The following is a 20,756-nucleotide window of genomic DNA, read 5'->3' as shown; positions in this document are numbered from 1 at the left end:
CCACTGCAAGGGAGAGAGTCGTGAAGCTTCTCGACAACATGACCGTTCGGGTCAGCTGGAGCCTGGTGCTGGCGGTGTTCGCCGCCCTCGTGCTGGTGCTGAGCGGACTGGGGCTCTACACGGTGCGTTACAGCGAGGACTCGCTGCGCACCCTCAACCAGGTCAACGTGGATCAGCAGTCCACCCTCAACCGCACCAACTCGCAGATGCTGTTCGCGCAGATGGAGTTGCGCAACCTGCACGCCCGGCTCGCCGAGGCGGTGTGGCCGGACGACCGGGAGGCCGTGCAGGTCGAGGCCGAGGCGCTGACCGAGACCTTCGACGAGATCGAGGCGACCTTCCAGGAGTTCCTGGCGCTGCCGGTGCAGGACGGCCAGGCGGCGCTGATCGCCCCGGTCGAGGAGAGCTTCGCGGCGCTGATGAACGACGGCCTGCGCCCCCAGCAGCAGGCCCTGGAGGAGGGCAGCGCCCAGGCCTTCAGCGACCTGCATGGCGAGGTCGAGACGCTCACCCAGGGCTTCTACGACAACGCCGTCGCCTTCTTCAGCCATGCCGAGAGCAACGGGGCCTCGCTCTACGGCAACTTCTTCGACATGGTCGGCCTGCTCAAGGGGCTGATGATCGCCGCCCTGGTGATCGCCGCCCTGACCATCGCCGTGGTGCTGTGGGGCGTGACGGTCAACGTCATCCGCCCGCTCGGCCGGCTGGTCGGCTACTTCGAGCGCATGGAACAGGGCGACCTGTCCCAGGAGATCCCGCGCCTCGGCAACAACGAGATCGGCCGCCTCTACGGCTCGCTGGACAAGATGCAGCACGGCCTGGCCGAGACGGTGGGCAGCGTGCGCGCCAGCGGCGACTCGATCTTCCAGGGTTCCCAGAGCATCGCCAGCGGCAACAACGACCTGTCCTCGCGCACCGAGGAGCAGGCCGCCTCGCTGCAGGAGACCGCCTCGAGCATGGAAGAGCTGTCCTCCACCGTGGGCCAGAACGCCGAGAACGCCCAGCAGGCCAGCCAGCTGGCCGCCGAGGCCACCCGCACCGCCGAGCAGGGCGGCGAGGTGGTCGGCGAGGTGGTCACCACCATGCACGAGATCCATCGCGGCTCCCAGCGGGTGGCCGAGATCATCGGCACCATCGACGCCATCGCCTTCCAGACCAACATCCTGGCGCTCAACGCCTCGGTGGAGGCGGCCCGGGCCGGCGAGCACGGTCGCGGCTTCGCGGTGGTGGCCCAGGAGGTGCGCAGCCTGGCCAGCCGCTCGGCGGACGCGGCCAGCGAGATCCGCGGGCTGATCGAGGACTCGGTGAGCCAGGTCGAGGCCGGCTCCGCACGGGTCGACCGGGCCGGCCAGACCATGTCCGAGATCGTCGCCGCGGTACAGCGGGTCAGCGACATCATGGACGAGATCGCCGCCGCCTCCACCGAGCAGAGCAACGGCATCAGTCAGGTCAACGACGCCGTCACCCAGATGGACCAGGTGACCCAGCAGAACGCCACCCTGGTTCAGCAGGCGGCCAGCGCGGCCACCCAGCTCGAGGCCGAGGCCGGCCGGCTGCGCGAGGTCACCGGCCGCTTCCGGCTCAAGGAAGGCGTCGAGGCGCCGCGCCTCGCCGGCCGGGCGGAGGCCGAACGGGAAAGCGAGCTGGCGCGCTGGATGCCGTCACTGGTGTCGGATCAACGAGCGTCGGGCGAGCGCCCCGAGGCGGCCCCGACCCGCACGCGCCACCACGGCCAGGACGAGGAGTGGGAGTCGTTCTGATCGCCGTCCCGGCGTCGCCCGGGGCGGCGCCGCCTTTCCAGAACACCAACGAGTGGCCCGCGATGGCCGCCGCATCAGGGAATTGACGACATGCGAAACAACCAGCCGGTCACCCAGCGCGAGTATCCCCTCAAGGACGACCATTTCCTGATCTCGCGTACCGACCTCAAGGGGCGAATCACCTACGCCAACCCGGCCTTCGTCGAGGTCAGCGGCTTCGAGCGCGACGAGCTGGTCGGGGCGCCCCACAACCTGGTGCGCCACCCGGACATGCCGCCGGCGGCCTTCCAGGACCTGTGGGACACCCTGGCGGCGGGCGAGACCTGGCAGGGCCTGGTCAAGAACCGCCGCAAGGACGGCGATCACTACTGGGTCGATGCCAGCGTCTCGCCGATCATCGAGGAGGGTGAGGTCGTTGGCCATGCCTCCATGCGCACCAAGCCCGAGCGTGCCGAGGTCGAGCTCGCCGAGGCGGTCTATGCGCGCATGCGCGACGGCCACAAGACCGGCTATACCCTCAACCGCGGCCGTCTCGAGCGGCGTGGCCTGGTCGGTCGCCTGGGGCGCCTGAACCTGCGCAGCATGCGCGCCAAGGTGGTGGCCATGGTGCTGGTGGCCGGGGTGCTGCTGGCGGTGGCCGGCGGCCTGGGGCTGTTCGGCATCGATACCGCCGGCCAGCGCCTGGCGGCCCTGGACCGCGACGGCCTGCAGGACGTCGCGCGGCTGCAGCAGATCGACCAGGTGGTGACCAAGAGCCATCAGGCGCTGACCAGCCGCGAGCCCTTCGAGCTGATCAATCAGCGCGACGAGGTGGTGGCCAGCCTCGAGCAGGCCGATGCGCGGCTCGAGACGCTGTGGTCGGCCTATCGGGATCGCGAGCTCAACCAGGGCGAGGCCGCCGACGCCTTCGCCGAGCGTCTCGGCGAGTACCGCGAGGCGGGGCTGGATCACGCCCTGACCCTGCTGGGCGCCGAGGACAACTTCAAGGTGTTCTCGGAACTTCCGCCCCACGCCGAGCAGATGCGTGACTGGGGCAATGCCCTGTCGGACCGGGTCAACACCCTGATCACCGCCAAGCAGGAGGCCGCCAGCGCGCTGGCCGACCAGGCCCGCGTCGCGGAGCAGCGCATGATGCTGGTGCTGGCCGTCATGCTGGGGCTGGGGCTGTTGGTGCTGGCGGTGCTGGGCCTGGTGCAGCTGCGGGCCCTGGTGCGGCCGCTGCGCGAGGCCGAGCGCTTCACCCTGCAGATCGCCTCGGGCAACCTCGCCGCCACCGCCCCGACCCGCCGTCGCGACGAGGTCGGGCGCATGCTCGGCGCCCTGGAGCTGATGCGCAAGAGCCTCGGCAGCATCGTCGGCAACGTCAACGACGGCGTCGAGCGGGTGGCACCGGCGGCCCGCGACATCGCCGACGGCAACGAGGAGCTGGCCTCGCGCACCGAGCAGCAGGCCGCCTCGCTGCAGCAGACCGCCTCCAGCATGGAGGAGATGACCACCACGGTGCAGCACAACTCCGACAACGCCCGCCAGGCCAGCGGCCTGGCCTCGGACAATGCCACCCAGACCGCCGAGACCGGCGAGCTGATGCAGCAGCTGGTGGGCACCATGGGCGAGATCACCAGTGGCTCGAAGAAGATGACCGAGATCATCGACGTCATCGACTCGATCGCCTTCCAGACCAATATCCTGGCGCTCAACGCCTCGGTGGAGGCGGCGCGGGCCGGCGAGCAGGGCCGCGGCTTCGCGGTGGTGGCCGGCGAGGTGCGCCAGCTGGCCAGCCGCTCGGCCCAGGCGGCCCAGGAGATCAAGGCGCTGATCGACGGCTCGGCCCGCCAGATCGAGGGCGGCGCCGAGCTGGTCAAGCGTGCCGAGACCTCGCTGGCCGAGGTGCTGGAGGCCTCGACCCGGGTCAACGACATCATGGGCGAGATCACCGCGGCCTCGGAGGAGCAGAGCAACGGCATCGGCCAGATCAACCAGGCCGTGATGGAGATGGACCGAGTGACCCAGCAGAACGCCGCGCGGGTGCAGTCCTCGGCCCGGGCGGCCACCGAGCTGGACCAGCAGGCCACCGAGCTGGCCCATGCCGTGGCGGCCTTCCGCCTGCGCGGGGCCGGGATGGAGAGCGCGCCGGCGCTCGCCCGGCGTCGCGGCGGCGAGCCGCGTCGCCAGCTGCCGGCCGCATCGGAGGCGACCCGCGACGAGGCGGCCGCGCCGTCGATGACCCGCACGGCCGCGGCGACGGACCCGGCCGTGGAGGAATGGGAGGAATTCTGACGTGCCACCGGACCTGATCACTCCCGAGCCGGGAGGCTGGGCGAGCGGCAGCCAGTTCGAGCGTGACCTCGAGCTGACCGACGCCGACTTCGCCCGGATCCGCCAGCTCATCTACCAGCGGGCCGGCATCGTGCTGGCCGAACACAAGCGGGAGATGGTCTACAGCCGGCTCGCCAAGCGCCTGCGTCACCATGGCCTGATTCGCTTCGCGGATTACCTGGCGCGTCTCGAGCGCCAGCCCGAGGCGCGTGAGTGGGAGGCCTTCACCAATGCGCTGACCACCAACCTCACGGCCTTCTTCCGCGAGGCGCATCACTTCCCTCTGCTGGAGGCCCAGGTGCGCGAGCGGCGCGGGCCGGTGCGGGTGTGGAGCGCGGCGGCCTCCACCGGCGAGGAGCCCTACTCCATCGCCATGTCGCTCCACGAGGCGCTGGGCTCACGGGCCGCCGAGGCCGAGGTGGTGGCCACCGACATCGACACCGAGGCGCTGGAGAAGGCGCGGGCCGGGGTCTACTCCCTGGAGCAGATCCACAAGCTCGACGAGGCGCGCATCAAGCGCTTCTTCCAGCGCGGCCGGGGCCGCCACGAGGGCCTGGCTCGGGTCCGTCCCGAGCTCAAGGCGATGATCGACTTCCAGGCGCTCAACCTGCTGGCGCCCTCCTGGCCGGTCAAGGGGCCCTTCGACGCGATCTTCTGCCGCAACGTGATGATCTACTTCGACAAGGAGACCCAGGCCCGGATCCTCGAGCGCTTCGCGCCGCTGCTCAAGCCCGACGGCCTGCTGTTCGCCGGACATTCCGAGAACTTCTCCTATACCACCGACGCCTTCCGGCTGCGTGGCCAGACCGTCTACGTGCGCAAGCCCCGACACTGAGAACCGTTAAAGAACCCGCCTGGCCGGCCGATAGCCCTTTCACTGGCCGGCGACGGGGGTGGCATGCCTCGCGACGCCTGCCACCGTGGAGAGGAGATGTCCCTTGAGTGCACCCAGGATCAAGGTGCTGTGCGTCGATGATTCGGCGCTGATACGCGACCTGCTGACAGAGATCATCAACCGCCAGCCCGACATGGAGGTGGTGGCGGTGGCGCCGGATCCGATCGCGGCTCGCGACCTGATCAAGCGACACGACCCGGATGTGCTGACCCTGGACGTCGAGATGCCGCGCATGGACGGCCTCGACTTCCTGGAACGGCTGATGCGCCTGCGGCCGATGCCGGTGCTGATGGTCTCGTCGCTGACCCAGGCCGGCTCCGAGGTCACCCTGCGCGCCCTGGAACTGGGCGCCCTGGACTTCGTGGCCAAGCCATCGCTGGGCATTCGCCACGGCATGCAGGCCTATGCCGACGAGATCGCCGACAAGCTGCGCGCGGCGGCGCGCTCGCGGCCCCAGCGCGCGCGCCGCCGCGATGCCCCGCCGCCCAGGACCCTCGAGGCGCCGCTGGTGTCCAGCGAGAAGCTGATCATCATCGGCGCCTCCACCGGTGGGACCGAGGCGATTCGCAGCGTGCTGCAGCCGCTGCCGCCCAACAGCCCGGCGATCCTGATCACCCAGCACATGCCGGGGGGCTTCACGCGCTCCTTCGCCGAGCGCCTCGACCGCATCTGCCAGATCTCGGTCAAGGAGGCCCGCGACGGCGAGCGCATCCTGCCCGGGCATGCCTACATCGCCCCGGGCGACGCCCACCTCAAGCTGGCGCGCAGCGGGGCCAACTACGTGGCGCGTCTCGACGACGGCCCGCCGGTCAATCGCCATCGCCCCTCGGTGGACGTGCTGTTCCAGTCGGCGGCCACCCAGGCCGGGCGCAACGCCATCGGCGTGCTGCTCACCGGCATGGGCAAGGACGGCGCCGCCGGCCTGCTGGAGATGCGCCGGGCCGGCTCGCCGACCCTGGCCCAGGACGAGGCCAGCTGCGTGGTGTTCGGCATGCCGCGGGAGGCCATCGCCCTGGGGGCGGCGGCCGAGGTGGTCGCCCTGGACGAGATGGCGCCGCGCCTGCTCAAGCGGGTCGCCGCCTCGGGCCGCGCCCAGCGGGTATAGATCAGGGCCAAGCCCGACAGGCCGCCCAGCAACCATCGGCACAGGAGCCGTCTCGATGCTCAAGGTACTGCGCAATTTCCGTATCAGTCAGGTCGTCAACGGCGTCCTGGTGTGTTTCCTGGCCTTCCTGGCGGTGGTGGCGAGCCTGGGCTGGATGGCCAGCCGCACGGCCCACGACACCCTCGAGACCCTGGACCGGATCAACGTCGCCCAGCTCAACGAGATCAACCGCGCCGACTCGCTGCTGACCGGTGCCCTGGTCGAGCTGCAGTCGGCGTCCGGCCACTTCCTGATGGGGCGCACCAGCCAGGCCGATGCCAGCCTGGCCTCGGCCCTGGACCAGCTCGACCGCGCCGAGGCGCGCTTCGAGGCCTATGCCGCCGTGCCGCGCACCGCCCAGGGCGAGGCGCTGGGGGCCCGGGTCGAGGAGCGCTTCGCCGAGGTGCTGGCCCTGGTGCGCGAGGGCCACGGGCTGCTCGATCGGGTGGATACCCAGGCGTTCGCCCAGCTGCGCCAGCGCATGGCCGAGCCCCAGCAGGCCCTCGAGGCGGCGCTGACCGACTTCGTCCACTACGCCGACAGCCGGGGCCAGGCCATGATGGCCGACTACGCCGCCATGGAGCAGCGCTATACCGTCATCGGGCTGGTCATCCTGGGCGTCGCGGTGCTGATCATGGGCGTGATCTATCGGGTGCTGCGTCGCCTGCTGGTGGTGCCGCTGCGCCAGGCGGTGACCAACCTGGAGCGCATCGCCGAGGCCGACCTGTCCCATGACATCAAGGTGATGAGCCGCAACGAGATCGGCCAGCTGTTCGCCGCCATGCGCGACATGCAGGACGGCCTGGTGAGCATCGTCGGCGACGTGCGCCAGGGCAGCGGTGCCATCCATGGCCGGGCCCGGGAGATTTCCTCGGGTAACGCCGACCTGTCGTCGCGCACCGAACAGCAGGCCGCCTCCCTGGAGGAGACCGCCTCCAGCATGGAGGAACTCACCGCCACGGTGCGCCAGAACGCCGACAATGCCCGCCAGGCCAACGGCCTGGCCCAGGAGGCCACCGGCACCGCCGAGCGCGGAGGCGAGGTGGTCCAGCGGGTGGTGAAGACCATGCACGGCATCGCCGGCAGCTCCCAGAAGGTCGCCGACATCACCGGGGTGATCGACTCGATCGCCTTCCAGACCAACATCCTGGCGCTCAACGCCTCGGTGGAGGCGGCCCGGGCCGGCGAGCAGGGCCGCGGCTTCGCGGTGGTGGCCGGCGAGGTGCGCGAGCTGGCCAGTCGCTCGGCGGCCGCGGCCAAGGAGATCAAGGCGCTCATCGACGGCTCGGTGAGCCAGGTCCAGGAGGGCTCGGCGCTGGTCGAGCAGGCCGGCTCGACCATGCAGGAGGTGGTGAATTCCGTGCGTCGGGTGACCGACATCATGGACGAGATCTCGGCCGCCTCCCAGGAGCAGAGCGACGGCATCGAGCAGGTCAGCCAGGCGGTGGGCCAGATGGACCAGGTCACCCAGCAGAACGCCCGCCTGGTGCAGGAGGCGGCCACCGCCGCCGCGGCCATGGAGGAACAGGCGACCCGCCTGGAGCGCGCCGTGGCGGTGTTCCGCCTGAACGGCGAGCAGGCGGTCCTGCCGGCCGGCGATGCGCAGGCGGCGCCGCCCGCTCCCCCGGCCCGCGCGGCGGCGTCCCGGTCGCCGGCCCGGGCCGAGCCGCCGGCCCCGCGTCAGGCCGCGACGGCCCTGGCCGAGGACGACTGGGAAGAATTCTGAACACGGCCGGCGGCCTGCCGCCGGCCCTGCAATTGCCATGACGACCGAGAAAAGAGGATCCCCGATGGCGGACAAGAACATGAGCATCCTGGTGGTGGATGACTTCCCGACCATGCGGCGCATCGTGCGCAGCCTGCTCAAGGAACTGGGCTTCACCAACGTCGAGGAGGCCGAGGACGGCCAGGATGCCCTCGGCAAGCTCAAGGGCGGCGGCTTCGAGTTCGTGGTGTCCGACTGGAACATGCCGAATCTCGATGGCCTGGAGATGCTCAAGCAGATCCGCGCCGACGACGCCCTCAAGGACCTGCCGGTGCTGATGGTCACCGCGGAGGCCAAGAAGGAGAACATCATCGCCGCCGCTCAGGCCGGGGCCAGTGGCTATGTGGTCAAGCCCTTCACCTCGGCGACCCTCGAAGAGAAGCTCAACAAGATCTTCGAGAAGCTGGGCATGTGACATCGGTCGGGTCCGCCCGGGCGGACCCGGCAAGCAGGAGAGGTGATGATGAGCACCGAGACGCAGCCTGGCGACTATCAGGCGAACGGAGACGAGCTGGTCCAGCGCATCGGCCACCTGACGCGCATGCTGCGGGACAACATGCGCGAGCTGGGCCTGGACAAGGAGATCGAGCGGGCGGCGGATGCGATCCCCGATGCCCGGGACCGCCTGAGCTATGTGGCGACCATGACCGAGCAGGCGGCGGAGCGTGCCCTCAACGCCATCGACCGCGCCCAGCCCCTGCAGGACGACCTCAGCCAGCAGGCCGTGGCCCTGGATGCGCGCTGGGCCGAGTGGTTCGCCGCGCCCAAGGAGCTCGACGAGGCCCGCGACCTGGTCAAGGACACCCGCGGCTACCTGGCCCGGGTGCCGGAGGCGACCCAGGCCACCAACAAGGAGCTGCTCGAGATCATGATGGCCCAGGACTTCCAGGACCTGACCGGCCAGGTGATCAAGAAGATGATGGACGTCATTCGCGAGATCGAGCATCAGCTGGTGCAGGTGCTGATCGACAGCGTGCCCCAGGGCGAGACCCGCGAGGACATGCAGCGCCGCGCCGACGGCCAGCGCGAGCACGACGCCAGGCGCCGCGAGGACGCCCTGCTCAACGGCCCGCAGATGAAGCCCGAGGCCGACGACGTGGTGGCCGACCAGGATCAGGTGGATGATCTGCTCGACCAGCTGGGCTTCTGAGTCATCGCCGGAAAGTGGCGGCGCTCGACGACTTTTCGGCTGATGACTAGGAGGTGACGGGGGCGCCACGGCGCACCCCGCTGCCGCGCATTCTTCCCGCTTCCCCTTACCGGCAAGCGGCCGGGACGCGTGGATAAGCCCACGAAAACCGGCCCTTTTCGCGTGACCGTTCCTTCCCCTCTCCCCGGATAATGGCCAGGGTGCGTACGAGTGCCCGGTGATTGGCCATGGCCGACGAGACCAGCGACGACGAAAAGACCGAAGATGCCACGCCCCGACGCCTGGAGAAGGCGCGCGAGGAGGGCCAGGTCGCCCGTTCCCGGGAGCTGGCCACCTTCATGCTGCTGCTCGGTGGCGTGATCGGGATCGGCACCATGGGCAGCACGCTCTTCGAGTTGATCGGCGGCGTCATGGAGGAAGCCTTCCTGTTCGACCGCCGCCAGGCCCTGGAAACCGCGCCGATGCTGGTCGAGGCGCTGGCGCTGGGGCGCCGCACCCTGATTGGCCTGCTGCCGCTGTTCCTGCTGCTGACGGTGATCGCCCTGGTGGCCCCGGCGCTGCTTGGCGGCTGGGTGATCTCGGCCAAGTCGCTCAAGCCCCAGGCCAGCAAGCTCAACCCGCTGAAGGGGCTCAAGCGAATCCTCGGCACCCAGGCGCTGGTGGAGCTTTCCAAGGCCATCGCCAAGGCGGTGCTGGTGGGCAGCGTAGGGCTCGCCTACCTCTACCTGCACCGGGGCGACTTCATGGCGCTGATGAGCATGCCCATCCAGCAGGCCCTGGCCAAGGCGATGTGGATGGCCGCCGAGGCCTGCGGGCTGATGGTGCTGACCCTGCTGGTGGTGATCCTGATCGACGTGCCCTACCAGCTGTGGAGCCATGCCAAGCAGCTGCGCATGTCCAAGGACGAGGTCAAGCGCGAGCACAAGGAATCCGAGGGCGACCCCCTGGTCAAGGGCCGGATCCGCCAGCAGCAGCAGGCCATGGCCCGGGGCCGAATGATGAGCCAGGTGCCCGAGGCCGACGTGGTCATCACCAACCCCACGCACTATGCCGTGGCGCTCAAGTACGAGCAGGCTGGCATGGCCGCACCCCGGGTGGTGGCCAAGGGCGCCGACGCCGTGGCGGCGCGCATCCGGGAGGTCGCGGAGGAGGCCGGGGTGCCGCGCCTGGAGGCGCCCCCGCTGGCCCGCTCGCTCTACCACTATGTGGACCTGGAGGCCGAGATCCCCGCCGACCTCTACACCGCGGTGGCCGAGGTGCTGGCCTGGGCCTTCGGCCTGAAGCGCGTCGCCGAGGAGGGCGGCGAGGCGCCGCCGACCCCCGAGAACCTGCCGATTCCGGACGCCATGGCGGCGCCGGGGCCGGACGATGACACCGACGAGGCACGAGCATGAAGGCCCTGAGCCACTATCTGCCGCGACGCAACTGGATGGCCGGCGTGCCGGTGAAGGTGCTGGCCGGTCCGCTGCTGATCATCATGATCCTATCGATGATGATCCTGCCGCTGCCGCCCTTTGCGCTGGACCTGCTGTTCACCTTCAACATCGCCATGGCGGTGATGGTGCTGCTGGTCAGCATGTTCACCCAGAAGCCCCTGGACTTCGCCGCCTTCCCGGCGGTGCTGCTGTTCACCACCCTGTTGCGACTGTCGCTCAACGTGGCCTCGACCCGGGTGGTGCTGATGGAGGGCCACCAGGGCGGCGACGCCGCCGGCAAGGTCATCGAGGCCTTCGGCCAGTTCCTGGTCGGCGGCAACTTCGCCGTCGGCCTGGTGGTGTTCGCGATCCTGGTGATCATCAACTTCATGGTCATCACCAAGGGCGCCGGGCGCATCGCCGAAGTGGGCGCTCGCTTCATGCTCGACGCCATGCCCGGCAAGCAGATGGCCATCGACGCCGACCTCAATGCCGGGCTGATCGGCGAGGACGAGGCGCGCCAGCGTCGCGCCGATGTGTCCCAGGAGGCCGACTTCTACGGCTCCATGGACGGCGCCAGCAAGTTCGTGCGTGGCGACGCCATGGCGGGCCTGGTGATCATGGTGGTCAACATCATCGGCGGCCTGCTGATCGGCCTGCTGCAGCACGACATGGCCTTCAATGATGCCGCCCGCACCTATGTGCTGCTGACCATCGGCGACGGCCTGGTGGCGCAGATCCCGGCGCTGGTGATCTCCACCGCCGCCGGCGTCACCGTGTCGCGGGTCACCACCGACCAGGACGTCGGCCAGCAGATGATCAGCCAGCTGTTCGTCAATCCCCAGGTGATGCTGCTGGCCGCCGGCGTGATGGGGCTGCTGGGCCTGGTGCCGGGCATGCCCAACCTGGTGTTCCTGCTGTTCACCGCCCTGCTCGGCGGCCTGGCCTGGTGGATGATGCGCCAGAGGGAGCGCCGGCTGGTCGAGGAGCAGACCCAGGCCGCGCCGCCCCCGGCACCGGAGGCCCCGGAGGCCAGCTGGGAGGACGTCCAGCTGGTCGACACCCTGGGCCTCGAGGTCGGCCACCGGCTGATTCCCATGGTCGATGCCCAGCAGAAGGGCGAGCTGCTCGGCCGCATCAAGAGCGTGCGCAAGAAGTTCGCCCAGGAGGTCGGCTTCCTGCCGCCGGTGGTGCACATCCGCGACAACCTGGAGCTCTCGCCCAACGCCTACACCCTGAGCCTCAAGGGCGCCGAGATCGGCCGCGCCGAGGCCTTCCCGGGACGCTGGCTGGCCATCGATCCGGGCCAGGTCTCCGGCGAGCTGGCCGGCACCCCCACCCAGGACCCGGCCTTCGGCCTGCCGGCGGTGTGGATCGACACCGAGCAGCGCGAGCATGCCCAGGTCTACGGCTACACCGTGGTCGACGCCAGCACCGTGGTGGCCACTCATCTCAACCACCTGCTGCATCGCCACTCCGCCGAGATGCTCGGCCGCCAGGAGGTGCAGAAGCTGCTCGACAAGCTGGGCGAGGATCACAAGCCGCTGGTCGAGGAGGTGGTGCCCAAGGCCATCTCGCTGACCGTGCTGCAGCGCATCCTGCAGAACCTGCTCGAGGAGGAGGTCTCGATCCGCGACCTGCGCACCATCCTCGACGCCCTGGCCGAGCACGCCCCCCAGCAGCAGGACCCGGGCGAGCTGACCGCGGTGGTCCGCGTGGCGCTGGGCCGCGCCATCACCCAGCAGTGGTTCGCCGGCCACGAGACCCTCAACGTGATGGGCCTGGACGGCCAGCTCGAGCAGGTGCTGCACCAGGCCATGAACGGCAGCGGCGCCCTGGAACCGGGGCTGGCCCAGACCCTGATGGACCAGGCCGAGCAGGCCGTGGCCCGCCACGAGGCCAGCGGCGAGCCGCCGGTGCTGGTGGTCCAGCACTCGCTGCGCCCGGTGCTGGCGCGCTTCCTGCGGCGTCGCCTGCGCCACCTGGCGGTGATGTCCCAGGCCGAGATTCCCGATGACCGCACCCTGCGGGTCACCACCCTGATCGGAGGACAGTGAGCGAGATGAGCGTCATGCGATTCGTGGGCGAAACCAGCCGCGAGGCGATGCGCAAGGTGCGCGCCGCGCTGGGCGACGAGGCCCTGATCCTGGCCAATCGCCCCAGCGAGTCGGGGGTGGAGATCCTGGCCATGGCCGACGAGGCGGTCGACGCCATGGCCTCGTCCCGGGCCCTCGCGGCGGCGTCCGGCGACGACGGGGCTGTTGCCACGGCGGACAAGGTGGCGGCGACGCCACGTGCCGCTGCGACCGCCGCGCGCCCGCCCGGTACCGAGCCTTCGTCGTCCGCCGATGGAGGCGGCGAGCTGGCGGCGATGAGCGAGCGATTGCTGCGCGAGATGCAGGACATGCGGGCGCTGCTGGCCCGACAGCCCGCCCCCCAGGCGTCCGTCCGGGACTCGACCGAGCCCGACGGCCGCGAGACGCTGGCCCGCACCCTGCGCGCGGCCGGCTTCGGCCGGGCGCTCGCCGAGGAGATACTCCAGGGCCTGCCGCCGGAGCTGGCCGCTGCCGAGGCCGATCGCGAGGCCGGCCAGGCTTGGCTGGTCCGGCGGCTGGCGGCACACCTGCCGACCGGCGTCGATCCCGAGCGCTTCCTCGATACCCCCGGCATCCTAGCGCTGGTCGGTCCCACCGGGGTCGGCAAGACCACCACCACCGCCAAGCTGGCGGCCCGCTGCGTGCAGCGCCACGGCGCCGAGAACGTCGCCCTGGTGACCACCGACGGCTTCCGGGTCGGCGCCCACGAACAGCTGCGCATCTACGCCGAGCTGCTGGGCGTGCCGCTGCATGCCCTGTCGCCCGAGCAATCCCTGGACGAGCTGCTCGCCGAACTCCGCGGCCGGCGCTGGGTGATCATCGACACCGTGGGCATGAGCCAGCGCGATCGGCGCATCATCGCCCAGGCCGCCCAGCTGCAGGGTGGCGATGAGCGCGTGCGCCTGCTGCTGGTGCTCAACGCCGCCAGCCAGCCTGGCACCCTGGAGGAAGTGGTCACTCGCTATCGCCAGGCCGCCCGGGCCGCCGGCGTGTCCCTGGACGACTGCCTGCTGACCAAGCAGGACGAGGCCGGCCAGCTGGGCCCGGCCCTCGATGCCCTGATGCGTCATGGCCTGCGGCTGCGTTTCGTCTCCACCGGCCAGCGGGTGCCCGAGGACCTGGCGCCGGCCGAGGCCGGGCCGCTGGTGGAGGCCGCCCTGGCGGCGGCCGGCGCCGCCGACGACCTTCCGCCGCCGCCCGCCGACGCGGCGCCCTGGGCCGGCGAACTGCTCGGCCAGGGGCGCCGCCTGGGGCTGCTGCTCGACGCCCTGCGCCGCCGGCTGACCGGTTTCGCGACCCTGGAGGCGGCCTGGGACCTGTCGGCGCTGCCCGGCTGCCTGCAGGAGGAGCGCCTGGCGCAGCTGCTCGCCGCGCCGCCGGAAGTCCTGTCCCGGGCCGGCATGCTGTGGGCGGCGCGCCGCCGGCTGCCGGGTGCCGACTGGGCCATGCCCGACCTCGGCATCGACGACCGTGGCGGCTGGCTGGTGCTGCCCGATCTCCAGCAGCGCCAGCCGGCGGGCTGGCCGGCGCGCCTCGAGCGGGCCCGGGACGCCCAGGGCGTCGGCGTGCACCTGCTGCCGACCCTGCCCGATGCCGAGACCTGGCTGTGGCTGGACGAGACGCGGGCCCCCTGGATCTGCCAGGCGCGCCCCGGCCAGCGCGCGGTGCATGGCGGCGAGCGCCTGCCGCTGTCGAGCCTGGAGGCCCAAGCCGAGGCCGTCGCCACCCGGGACTGCCGCTTCCGCGGCCAGACCGCCCGGGTCCGCTTCGCCCGCCTGGCGGTCGAGGCCGGCCCCGGAGGTCGGCGCGGCGCGCCGGCGAGCTGTGCGCTGAGCGCCTGGTTCGCCACCCTGGTCGATCCCGAGAGCGGCCGCACGCTGGGCCAGCGTTACTGGCTGACGCCGCTGCGCAGCGCCGAGGATGCCCTGCCGTTGCTGGTCAGCCGGGTGCACGGCGAGGCCCTGCCGCGCCAGGTGCGTCGCGCCTGGGAGCGCCTGCAGGAGACGCTGCCGGCGGAGACCGATCGAGAGGTGCGCCAGCTGCTGGCCGCCGGCCTGGCCGCCTCGGCGAGCCACCTGGATCAGGCCGATGACGCCGAGGCCGAGCAGCTGCGCGGCGACCTGCTGACGCTGCTGGGCGGGCGTCGCCGGCGCCGCGAGGGCGCGCTGCTGGAGGCGCTGCTGCACCTGCTGATGGCCCGGGATGCGATTCGTCACGTCGGGGCGGCCGGCCTGGAGGGCGTGCGGTGATCGAGGGCGATCAGGCGGCGGGGCTCAGGGCCTGGGCGGCCAGCATCGAGCGACCAGCGGCCGAAACCGTTGTCGAGTCGGCGCCCGCCGCCGGGTCGCCGGCGACCTTGCCTCGGAACGAGGTCGCCGCGGGGCCGCTCACCACCCTGATGGTGGTGGGGCTGCCGGGCACCGCCCCGGCGCAGGCCGAACGGGTGACGGAACTGCTCGAGCACTGGGCCGGCCACGGCCGCCGCTGGGTGGGCGATCCGCGGCGCTGGAAGGTGGTGCCGCTGGCGGCGTCCAGCCCGCACCTGGACCTGCTGGCCCAGCAGCAGCTGCGCTGGGCACTGTGGGTGGGGGCCGACGGCGAGGCCTTCCGTCGTGCCTTCGCGGTGCTCGGCCGGCTGGCACAGGGCGGCGGTCCGAAGCGCCTGCTGGCCGTGCATCCCCCGGGCCTGCCGCGCCAGGGGCTGCTCGACAACCTGCGCCAGGCCGCCCGGCACTATTTCGGCATCGACCTGCTGGTGATGGCATGAGGCGGCATGTCGGCTCGTGGTGCCTCGCCGGCTGGCTGGTCGCCCTGGCCGCCCCGGTGTCGACGGCCCAGGCGGCCGGCAGCTGGGTGGCCGAGGCGCCGGCGCTGCGGGCGGCGGTGGCCGGGCGGGAAACCGCCAGCGAGGCGCTGGCGCCTCCCGCCGGCACCGAGGGGCGCATCGCCGAGGTGCGCTGGCGCTTCCGGGTGCCGCCCGGCCAGGCCTGGCACGGCCGGCTCTGCCACCCGGCCGGCTGCGTGGCGCTGCCGGCCCGGCGAGGCCGCAGCGAGGCCCTGGCGGGGTTGCCCGCCGGGGTGCCGCTGAGCTTTCGCTTCTCGCCCACCGCGGGGCAGGCCCCGCTGGTGGTCGAGGGGCTGCAGGTGATCGTGAACTTTCAGTAAGGCCCAAGGCCCGTGAGAGCAGAGAGGCGAGGCTGAGCCATGTACACAGCACAAGGCAAGATCGAACAGGATGCGCTGCTGGATGACTATCTGCCGCTGGTGCGTCGTCAGGCGCTGGCGCTGCAGGTACGCCTGCCGGCGAGCATCGAGCTGGACGACCTGATCCAGGCCGGCACCGTGGGCCTGCTGGAGGCCCTGGGCCGTTTCGATTCGGCCCAGGGTGCCAGCTTCGCGACCTTCGCCAGCCAGCGCATCCGCGGCGCCATGCTCGACGAGCTGCGCAGCCGCGACTGGCTGCCGCGCAGCGTGCGACGCAATGCCCGCGCCGCCGACGAGGCGGCGCGCCGGCTGGAGCAGGAACTGGGCCGGCCGGCCGAAGAGACCGAGATCGCCGCGGCCCTGGACATGGACCTCGAGAGCTATCGCCGGCTGCTCAGCGATACCAACAGCGGCCAGCTGCTGCCCTTCGAGGAACTGATGGCCGAGGGCGGCGAGGGGCGGCTGCAGGGCGACGGCGCCGAGACGCCGTTCTCCCGACTGGTCGACCACCAGCAGCGCGCGCGGCTGGTCGAGGCCATCGCGGCGCTGCCGGAGCGCGAGAAGCTGCTGATGGCGCTCTACTACCAGGAAGAGCTCAACCTCAAGGAGATCGGTGCCGTGCTCGGCGTTACCGAGTCCCGGGTCTGTCAGCTCCACAGCCAGGCCGTGGGCAGGTTGCGTGGAAAGCTGCGCGACACTTGACCGCATCAAGCTCGGCTGTTCGAGGTCGATGACTCTCCATCCGCGTGAAGTGCTAGGAGGGGAGTCGAGGGGCGCCGGGGACAGCTCGAAGAGGAGGTCCTACGCCAGGGATGGCATCGGTAGCGCCCAGGGAGGGGTTCACAGCGCCCCCTCGCAGAGCTGTCGACGGATCAGCCCCGAGCGGCGTCAGTCACGGTAATGGGCCGCCATGCTGGTGCTCAACTCTTGTGGCTACACAGCTTATCCGGCCGTTGCAGGCCGATGAATACTCAACAACGTCGTCTTTTTGACAGGGAGCCCCCATGAACCCGTCCACCCTGATCGGGATCCTGGCCAGCATCGTGCTGCTGGCGAGTGTCCTGCTGTTCACCGCCGAGTCGCCGCAGAGCTTCGTCAACCTCCCGGGGCTGGCCATCGTGCTGGCCGGCACCCTGGCCGCGACCTTCATCAGCTACCCGCTCAAGGAGGTGGTGCGGGTGGTGCGGCTGGTCGGTATCGTCTTCCGACGTGAGAACACCTATATCCGCGACGACATCCGCGAGCTGGTGGACATGTCGCGGCTGTGGTTCAAGGGCGACGTGCGCGCCGTGGAGGCGGCCCTGGAGCAGGCCCGCAATCCCTTCCTGCGTACCGGCATTCAGCTGGTCATCGCCAACACCAAGGAAGAGGAGATCTTCGACCTGCTGCGCTGGCGCATCGCCCGGCTCAAGGCCCGCGAGCACGCCGAGGCGCAGATATTTCGCACCATGGCCACCTACGCGCCGGCCTTCGGCATGATCGGCACCCTGGTGGGGCTGGTGAACATGCTGGAGGTGATGGAGGCCGGCGACCTGAACGTCATCGGACCGCGCATGGCGGTGGCGCTGCTCACCACCTTCTACGGCATCCTGCTGGCCAACCTGGTGTTCAAGCCGATTGCGGTGAAGCTCGAGCGGCGCACCGAGGAACGCCTGATCGCCATGAACATGGTGCTCGAGGGCATCTCGCTGATCACCAAGCGGCGCCTGCCGTCGTTCATCGAGGAGACGCTGAACTCCTTCGTCGCCAACTACCACGACGAGATCCGCGACCCGGTACGGCCAGGGGATCGCGACGACGCGGAGGCCGGCCAGCGTGCTTGACCGCGACACCCGCCAGGCGCTCGCGCCGCCGGCGCAGGCTGGCGCCGAGGGCGAGAGCTGGCTGATGAGCTACCTGGACGTGTTGACCCTGCTGATCACCCTGTTCGTGCTGCTGCTGTCCATGGCCAGCCTCACCCCGGCCCGGGCGCCGGCGGAGGCTCTCACGCCCTCGGCCCGGCAGGCCGCGCTGGCGATCGGCGAGGGGCTCAAGCCGCGGCATTCAGGGCTTCAGCCGCGCTTCCGGGGGCTCGGCATCGAGGGCGTCAGCGTCGAGCGCACCCGCCAGGGGCTGACGCTGCGGATCGAGGAGCGGCTGCTGTTCGACAGCGGCCGCGCCCGAGTGACCGAGGGCGGCCGACGGGTGCTGGCGCGTCTCGCCGAGCGGCTGGCCGACCTGGGCGGAGTGATCTCGGTGGAGGGCCATACCGACAGCCTGCCCATCGCCACCTCGCGTTTTCCCTCCAACTGGGAGTTGTCCACCGGGCGGGCCAGCGTCGTGGTGCGCGCCCTGGCGGCCGCCGGGGTGGCGCGGGAGCGCCTGCGCGCCATCGGCTACGCCGACACCCGGCCCCTGGCGGCCAACGCGGATGCCGAGGGGCGGGCCGCCAACCGGCGCGTCGAGCTGGTGTGGCGGGCGCCCGCCGGCGCCTGAGGACCGGGTCAGCCAGGAGTTAGCTGTAAGCTATCAAAAAGATCGGGCCATTCAATTTAATCTATCATCCGCTCGTCGGTATTCTCGTTCCTGTCTTCACCACACACCCACCGCAACGAGGATAGCAACGCGATGTCCCTGCTCAATACCGACGTCAAACCCTTCAAGGCCACCGCCTACCACAACGGCGACTTCATCGAGGTCTCCGACGAGAGCCTGAAGGGCCAGTGGAGCATCTTCTTCTTCTACCCGGCCGACTTCACCTTCGTCTGCCCCACCGAGCTCGGCGACCTGGCCGACAACTACGAGGCCTTCAAGGAGCTCGGCGTCGAGATCTACGGCGTGTCCACCGACACCCACTTCACCCACAAGGCCTGGCACGACAGCTCCGAGACCATCGGCAAGCTCCAGTACCCGATGCTGGCCGACCCGACCCACGTCGTGTCGCGCAACTTCGAGGTGCTGATCGAGGAAGACGGCGTCGCCGATCGTGGCACCTTCGTCGTCGACCCGGACGGCAAGATCCAGATCATCGAGCTCAACGCCGGCAACATCGGCCGCAACGCCGAGGAGCTGCTGCGCAAGGTCAAGGCCGCCCAGTATGTCCGCGCCAACCCCAACGAGGTCTGCCCGGCCAAGTGGGAAGAAGGCGAAGAGACGCTGGCTCCTTCACTGGATCTGGTCGGCAAGATCTAAGCAAACGCTGATGGATCGCTGATCCGCGGGAGCCGTCGACTCCCGCCCCGGTTTACCCCATCGAGTCGGCCTCACCTCGGTCGTCCAACCAGTCGCGCAAGCGAGATCGAGACGGCGTCTCGATGGGGTTCTACTCCGACGTTTCCATGACACCCCGCCCCATCCGGCGAGCCCCATCGTGGCCCGCACGGGGAGGTCGTGTCCGCTATCTACCCGCATCGAGGATTGCCGCCGTCATGTTGGACGACTCTCTGAAGCAACAGCTGAAAGCCTATCTCGACAAGGTCACGCAACCCTTTGAGCTGGTCGCCACCCTGGATGACGGCGACAAGTCCAAGGAACTCCACGCGCTGCTGCGTGATATCGCCGGGCTCTGCGACAGGATCACCCTGTCCACCGAGGGCCGTGACCGCCGCGCGCCGTCCTTCGCCCTGCACCGCGACGGCGAGCCCACCGGCGTGGTGTTCGCCGGCATTCCCATGGGCCACGAGTTCACCTCCCTGGTGCTGGCCCTGCTGCAGGTGGGCGGCCATCCGCCCAAGGCCAGCGACGAGGTCATCGAGCAGATCCGCTCCCTCGACGCCGACCTGCACTTCGAGACCTACTTCTCGCTGTCGTGCCAGAACTGCCCGGACGTGGTTCAGGCGCTGAACCTGATGGCGATCCTCAATCCGCGCATCTCCCACGACGCCATCGACGGCGCCCTGTTCCAGGACGAGGTCGAGGCTCGCGAGGTGATGTCGGTGCCCAGCGTGTTCGTCAACGGCGAGCCCTTCGACCAGGGCCGCATGAGCCTGGAGCAGATCCTGGCCAGGGTCGACACCGGCGCCGCCGAGCGCGAGGCCGCCAGGATCAGCGAGAAGGCCGCCTTCGACACGCTGATGATCGGCGGCGGTCCGGCCGGCGCCGCGGCGGCGGTCTATGCGGCGCGCAAGGGCATCCGCACCGGCGTGGCCGCCGAGCGCTTCGGCGGCCAGGTGCTGGATACCCTGGCCATCGAGAACCTGATCTCGGTGCCCCACACCGAGGGCCCCAAGCTGGCCGCGGCGCTGGAAGAGCACGTCAAGGAATACGACGTCGACATCATGAACCTGCAGCGCGCCGTCGCGCTGGTGCCGGGCGAGCCGGGCGGCGAGCACGAGGTGCGCTTCGAATCCGGCGCCAGCCTCAGGAGCCGGACCCTGGTGCTGGCCACCGGCGCCCGCTGGCGCGCGATGAACGTGCCCGGCGAGGCCGAGTACCGCAACAAGGGCGTGGCCTACTGCCCGCACTGCGACGGCCCGCTGTTCAAGGGCAAGCGGGTGGCGGTGATCGGCGGCGGCAACTCCGGCGTCGAGGCGGCCATCGACCTGGCCGGCATCGTCGGCGAGGTGACGCTGATCGAGTTCATGGACGAGCTGCGCGCCGACGAGGTGCTGCAGAAGAAGCTCGCCAGCCTGCCCAACGTCGAGGTGATCAAGGGCGCGCGCACCACCGAGGTCAACGGCGACGGCAGTCGCGTCACCGGGCTGACCTACGAGGAACGCGCCTCCGGCGAGCTGCGCGAGCTGGCCCTCGAGGGCGTCTTCGTGCAGATCGGCCTGGTGCCCAACACCGAGTGGCTGAAGGATTCGCCCATCGAGCTCTCCGAGCGCGGCGAGATCGTGGTCGACGCGCATGGCATGACCTCGGTGCCCGGCATCTTCGCCGCCGGCGACGTGACCACCGTGCCCTACAAGCAGATCGTGATCGCCATGGGCGAGGGCTCCAAGGCCGCCCTGGGCGCCTTCGATCACCTGATCCGCAGTTGATCGCCCGCCGTTCGTGCCGGACGCCCTCGCCGTACCGCGGCGGGGGCGTC

17 protein-coding genes are annotated in these 20,756 nt (G+C 70.5%); all 17 read left to right on the top strand.

Annotated features, from left to right (window positions below; genetic code table 11):
* The first annotated feature begins 20 nt into the window (after window positions 1-20).
* Window positions 21-1,760 carry a methyl-accepting chemotaxis protein gene (locus ACXAFN_RS10905; RefSeq protein ID WP_474988622.1) on the top strand — a complete coding sequence of 580 codons (1,740 nt, stop codon included), beginning with the start codon at window positions 21-23 and terminating at the stop codon, window positions 1,758-1,760.
* Between the two features lie 90 nt (window positions 1,761-1,850).
* Window positions 1,851-4,037 carry a methyl-accepting chemotaxis protein gene (locus ACXAFN_RS10900; protein WP_474988621.1) on the top strand — a complete coding sequence of 729 codons (2,187 nt, stop codon included), beginning with the start codon at window positions 1,851-1,853 and terminating at the stop codon, window positions 4,035-4,037.
* 1 nt (window position 4,038) lies between these two features.
* Entirely contained in the window at window positions 4,039-4,911 is an 873-nt protein-coding gene (locus tag ACXAFN_RS10895) for a CheR family methyltransferase (protein ID WP_474988620.1), read from the top strand.
* A gap of 103 nt (window positions 4,912-5,014) precedes the next feature.
* Window positions 5,015-6,076: a protein-glutamate methylesterase/protein-glutamine glutaminase gene (locus ACXAFN_RS10890; protein ID WP_474988618.1), complete on the top strand. Its 1,062-nt coding sequence runs from the start codon at window positions 5,015-5,017 to the stop codon at window positions 6,074-6,076.
* A gap of 55 nt (window positions 6,077-6,131) precedes the next feature.
* Window positions 6,132-7,841, top strand: a complete 1,710-nt coding sequence (locus ACXAFN_RS10885) for a methyl-accepting chemotaxis protein (RefSeq protein ID WP_474988617.1) — start codon at window positions 6,132-6,134, stop codon at window positions 7,839-7,841.
* A 64-nt stretch (window positions 7,842-7,905) separates the two neighbouring features.
* Window positions 7,906-8,295 (top strand): chemotaxis response regulator CheY, encoded by a 390-nt coding sequence (cheY, locus tag ACXAFN_RS10880; protein WP_474988615.1) that lies wholly within the window; start codon window positions 7,906-7,908, stop codon window positions 8,293-8,295.
* Window positions 8,296-8,343: 48 nt separating this feature from the next.
* On the top strand, window positions 8,344-9,030 hold the full coding sequence (cheZ, locus tag ACXAFN_RS10875; protein WP_474988614.1) for a protein phosphatase CheZ: 687 nt from the start codon (window positions 8,344-8,346) through the stop codon (window positions 9,028-9,030).
* 227 nt (window positions 9,031-9,257) lie between these two features.
* The gene (gene flhB / locus ACXAFN_RS10870; protein ID WP_474988612.1) at window positions 9,258-10,424 is read left to right on the top strand and encodes a flagellar biosynthesis protein FlhB; all 1,167 of its coding nucleotides are present in this window, start codon (window positions 9,258-9,260) and stop codon (window positions 10,422-10,424) included.
* On the top strand, window positions 10,421-12,502 hold the full coding sequence (gene flhA / locus ACXAFN_RS10865) for a flagellar biosynthesis protein FlhA (RefSeq protein WP_474988611.1): 2,082 nt from the start codon (window positions 10,421-10,423) through the stop codon (window positions 12,500-12,502). The genes flhB and flhA overlap by 4 nt, the downstream gene beginning before the upstream one ends.
* Before the next feature lie 5 nt (window positions 12,503-12,507).
* Window positions 12,508-14,790 (top strand): flagellar biosynthesis protein FlhF, encoded by a 2,283-nt coding sequence (flhF, locus tag ACXAFN_RS10860; protein WP_474988609.1) that lies wholly within the window; start codon window positions 12,508-12,510, stop codon window positions 14,788-14,790.
* Complete coding sequence (locus ACXAFN_RS10855; RefSeq protein WP_474988607.1) at window positions 14,787-15,308, top strand: hypothetical protein; 522 nt, start codon at window positions 14,787-14,789, stop codon at window positions 15,306-15,308. Before flhF ends, ACXAFN_RS10855 begins: the two co-directional genes overlap by 4 nt.
* Window positions 15,305-15,706 carry a flagellar protein FlhE gene (locus ACXAFN_RS10850; RefSeq protein WP_474988605.1) on the top strand — a complete coding sequence of 134 codons (402 nt, stop codon included), beginning with the start codon at window positions 15,305-15,307 and terminating at the stop codon, window positions 15,704-15,706. The genes ACXAFN_RS10855 and ACXAFN_RS10850 overlap by 4 nt, the downstream gene beginning before the upstream one ends.
* 39 nt (window positions 15,707-15,745) lie before the next feature.
* Window positions 15,746-16,447 (top strand): RNA polymerase sigma factor FliA, encoded by a 702-nt coding sequence (locus ACXAFN_RS10845; RefSeq protein WP_474988604.1) that lies wholly within the window; start codon window positions 15,746-15,748, stop codon window positions 16,445-16,447.
* A gap of 302 nt (window positions 16,448-16,749) precedes the next feature.
* A complete protein-coding gene (locus ACXAFN_RS10840; RefSeq protein ID WP_394590058.1) occupies window positions 16,750-17,568 on the top strand; it encodes a motility protein A in 819 nt (272 codons plus the stop codon).
* Entirely contained in the window at window positions 17,561-18,220 is a 660-nt protein-coding gene (locus tag ACXAFN_RS10835) for an OmpA/MotB family protein (RefSeq protein WP_474988603.1), read from the top strand. Before ACXAFN_RS10840 ends, ACXAFN_RS10835 begins: the two co-directional genes overlap by 8 nt.
* Before the next feature lie 132 nt (window positions 18,221-18,352).
* A complete protein-coding gene (ahpC, locus tag ACXAFN_RS10830; RefSeq protein WP_474988601.1) occupies window positions 18,353-18,916 on the top strand; it encodes an alkyl hydroperoxide reductase subunit C in 564 nt (187 codons plus the stop codon).
* Window positions 18,917-19,152: 236 nt separating this feature from the next.
* The gene (gene ahpF, locus ACXAFN_RS10825; protein ID WP_474988599.1) at window positions 19,153-20,706 is read left to right on the top strand and encodes an alkyl hydroperoxide reductase subunit F; all 1,554 of its coding nucleotides are present in this window, start codon (window positions 19,153-19,155) and stop codon (window positions 20,704-20,706) included.
* The last annotated feature ends 50 nt before the right edge of the window (window positions 20,707-20,756 follow it).

The organism is Halomonas sp. ABH4_019 (genome assembly GCF_056159885.1).
This window is presented reverse-complemented; position numbering and strand designations above follow the sequence as displayed.

Bases quoted from the DNA above. Each gene is read 5' to 3' on its own strand.
- ACXAFN_RS10900 (WP_474988621.1), top strand. From the start codon at position 1,851: ATGCGAAACAACCAGCCGGTCACCCAGCGCGAGTATCCCCTCAAGGAC.
- ACXAFN_RS10885 (WP_474988617.1), top strand. From the start codon at position 6,132: ATGCTCAAGGTACTGCGCAATTTCCGTATCAGTCAGGTCGTCAACGGC.
- cheY (WP_474988615.1), top strand. From the start codon at position 7,906: ATGGCGGACAAGAACATGAGCATCCTGGTGGTGGATGACTTCCCGACC.
- cheZ (WP_474988614.1), top strand. From the start codon at position 8,344: ATGAGCACCGAGACGCAGCCTGGCGACTATCAGGCGAACGGAGACGAG.
- flhB (WP_474988612.1), top strand. From the start codon at position 9,258: ATGGCCGACGAGACCAGCGACGACGAAAAGACCGAAGATGCCACGCCC.
- flhA (WP_474988611.1), top strand. From the start codon at position 10,421: ATGAAGGCCCTGAGCCACTATCTGCCGCGACGCAACTGGATGGCCGGC.
- flhF (WP_474988609.1), top strand. From the start codon at position 12,508: ATGAGCGTCATGCGATTCGTGGGCGAAACCAGCCGCGAGGCGATGCGC.
- ACXAFN_RS10850 (WP_474988605.1), top strand. From the start codon at position 15,305: ATGAGGCGGCATGTCGGCTCGTGGTGCCTCGCCGGCTGGCTGGTCGCC.
- ACXAFN_RS10845 (WP_474988604.1), top strand. From the start codon at position 15,746: ATGTACACAGCACAAGGCAAGATCGAACAGGATGCGCTGCTGGATGAC.
- ACXAFN_RS10840 (WP_394590058.1), top strand. From the start codon at position 16,750: ATGAACCCGTCCACCCTGATCGGGATCCTGGCCAGCATCGTGCTGCTG.
- ahpC (WP_474988601.1), top strand. From the start codon at position 18,353: ATGTCCCTGCTCAATACCGACGTCAAACCCTTCAAGGCCACCGCCTAC.
- ahpF (WP_474988599.1), top strand. From the start codon at position 19,153: ATGTTGGACGACTCTCTGAAGCAACAGCTGAAAGCCTATCTCGACAAG.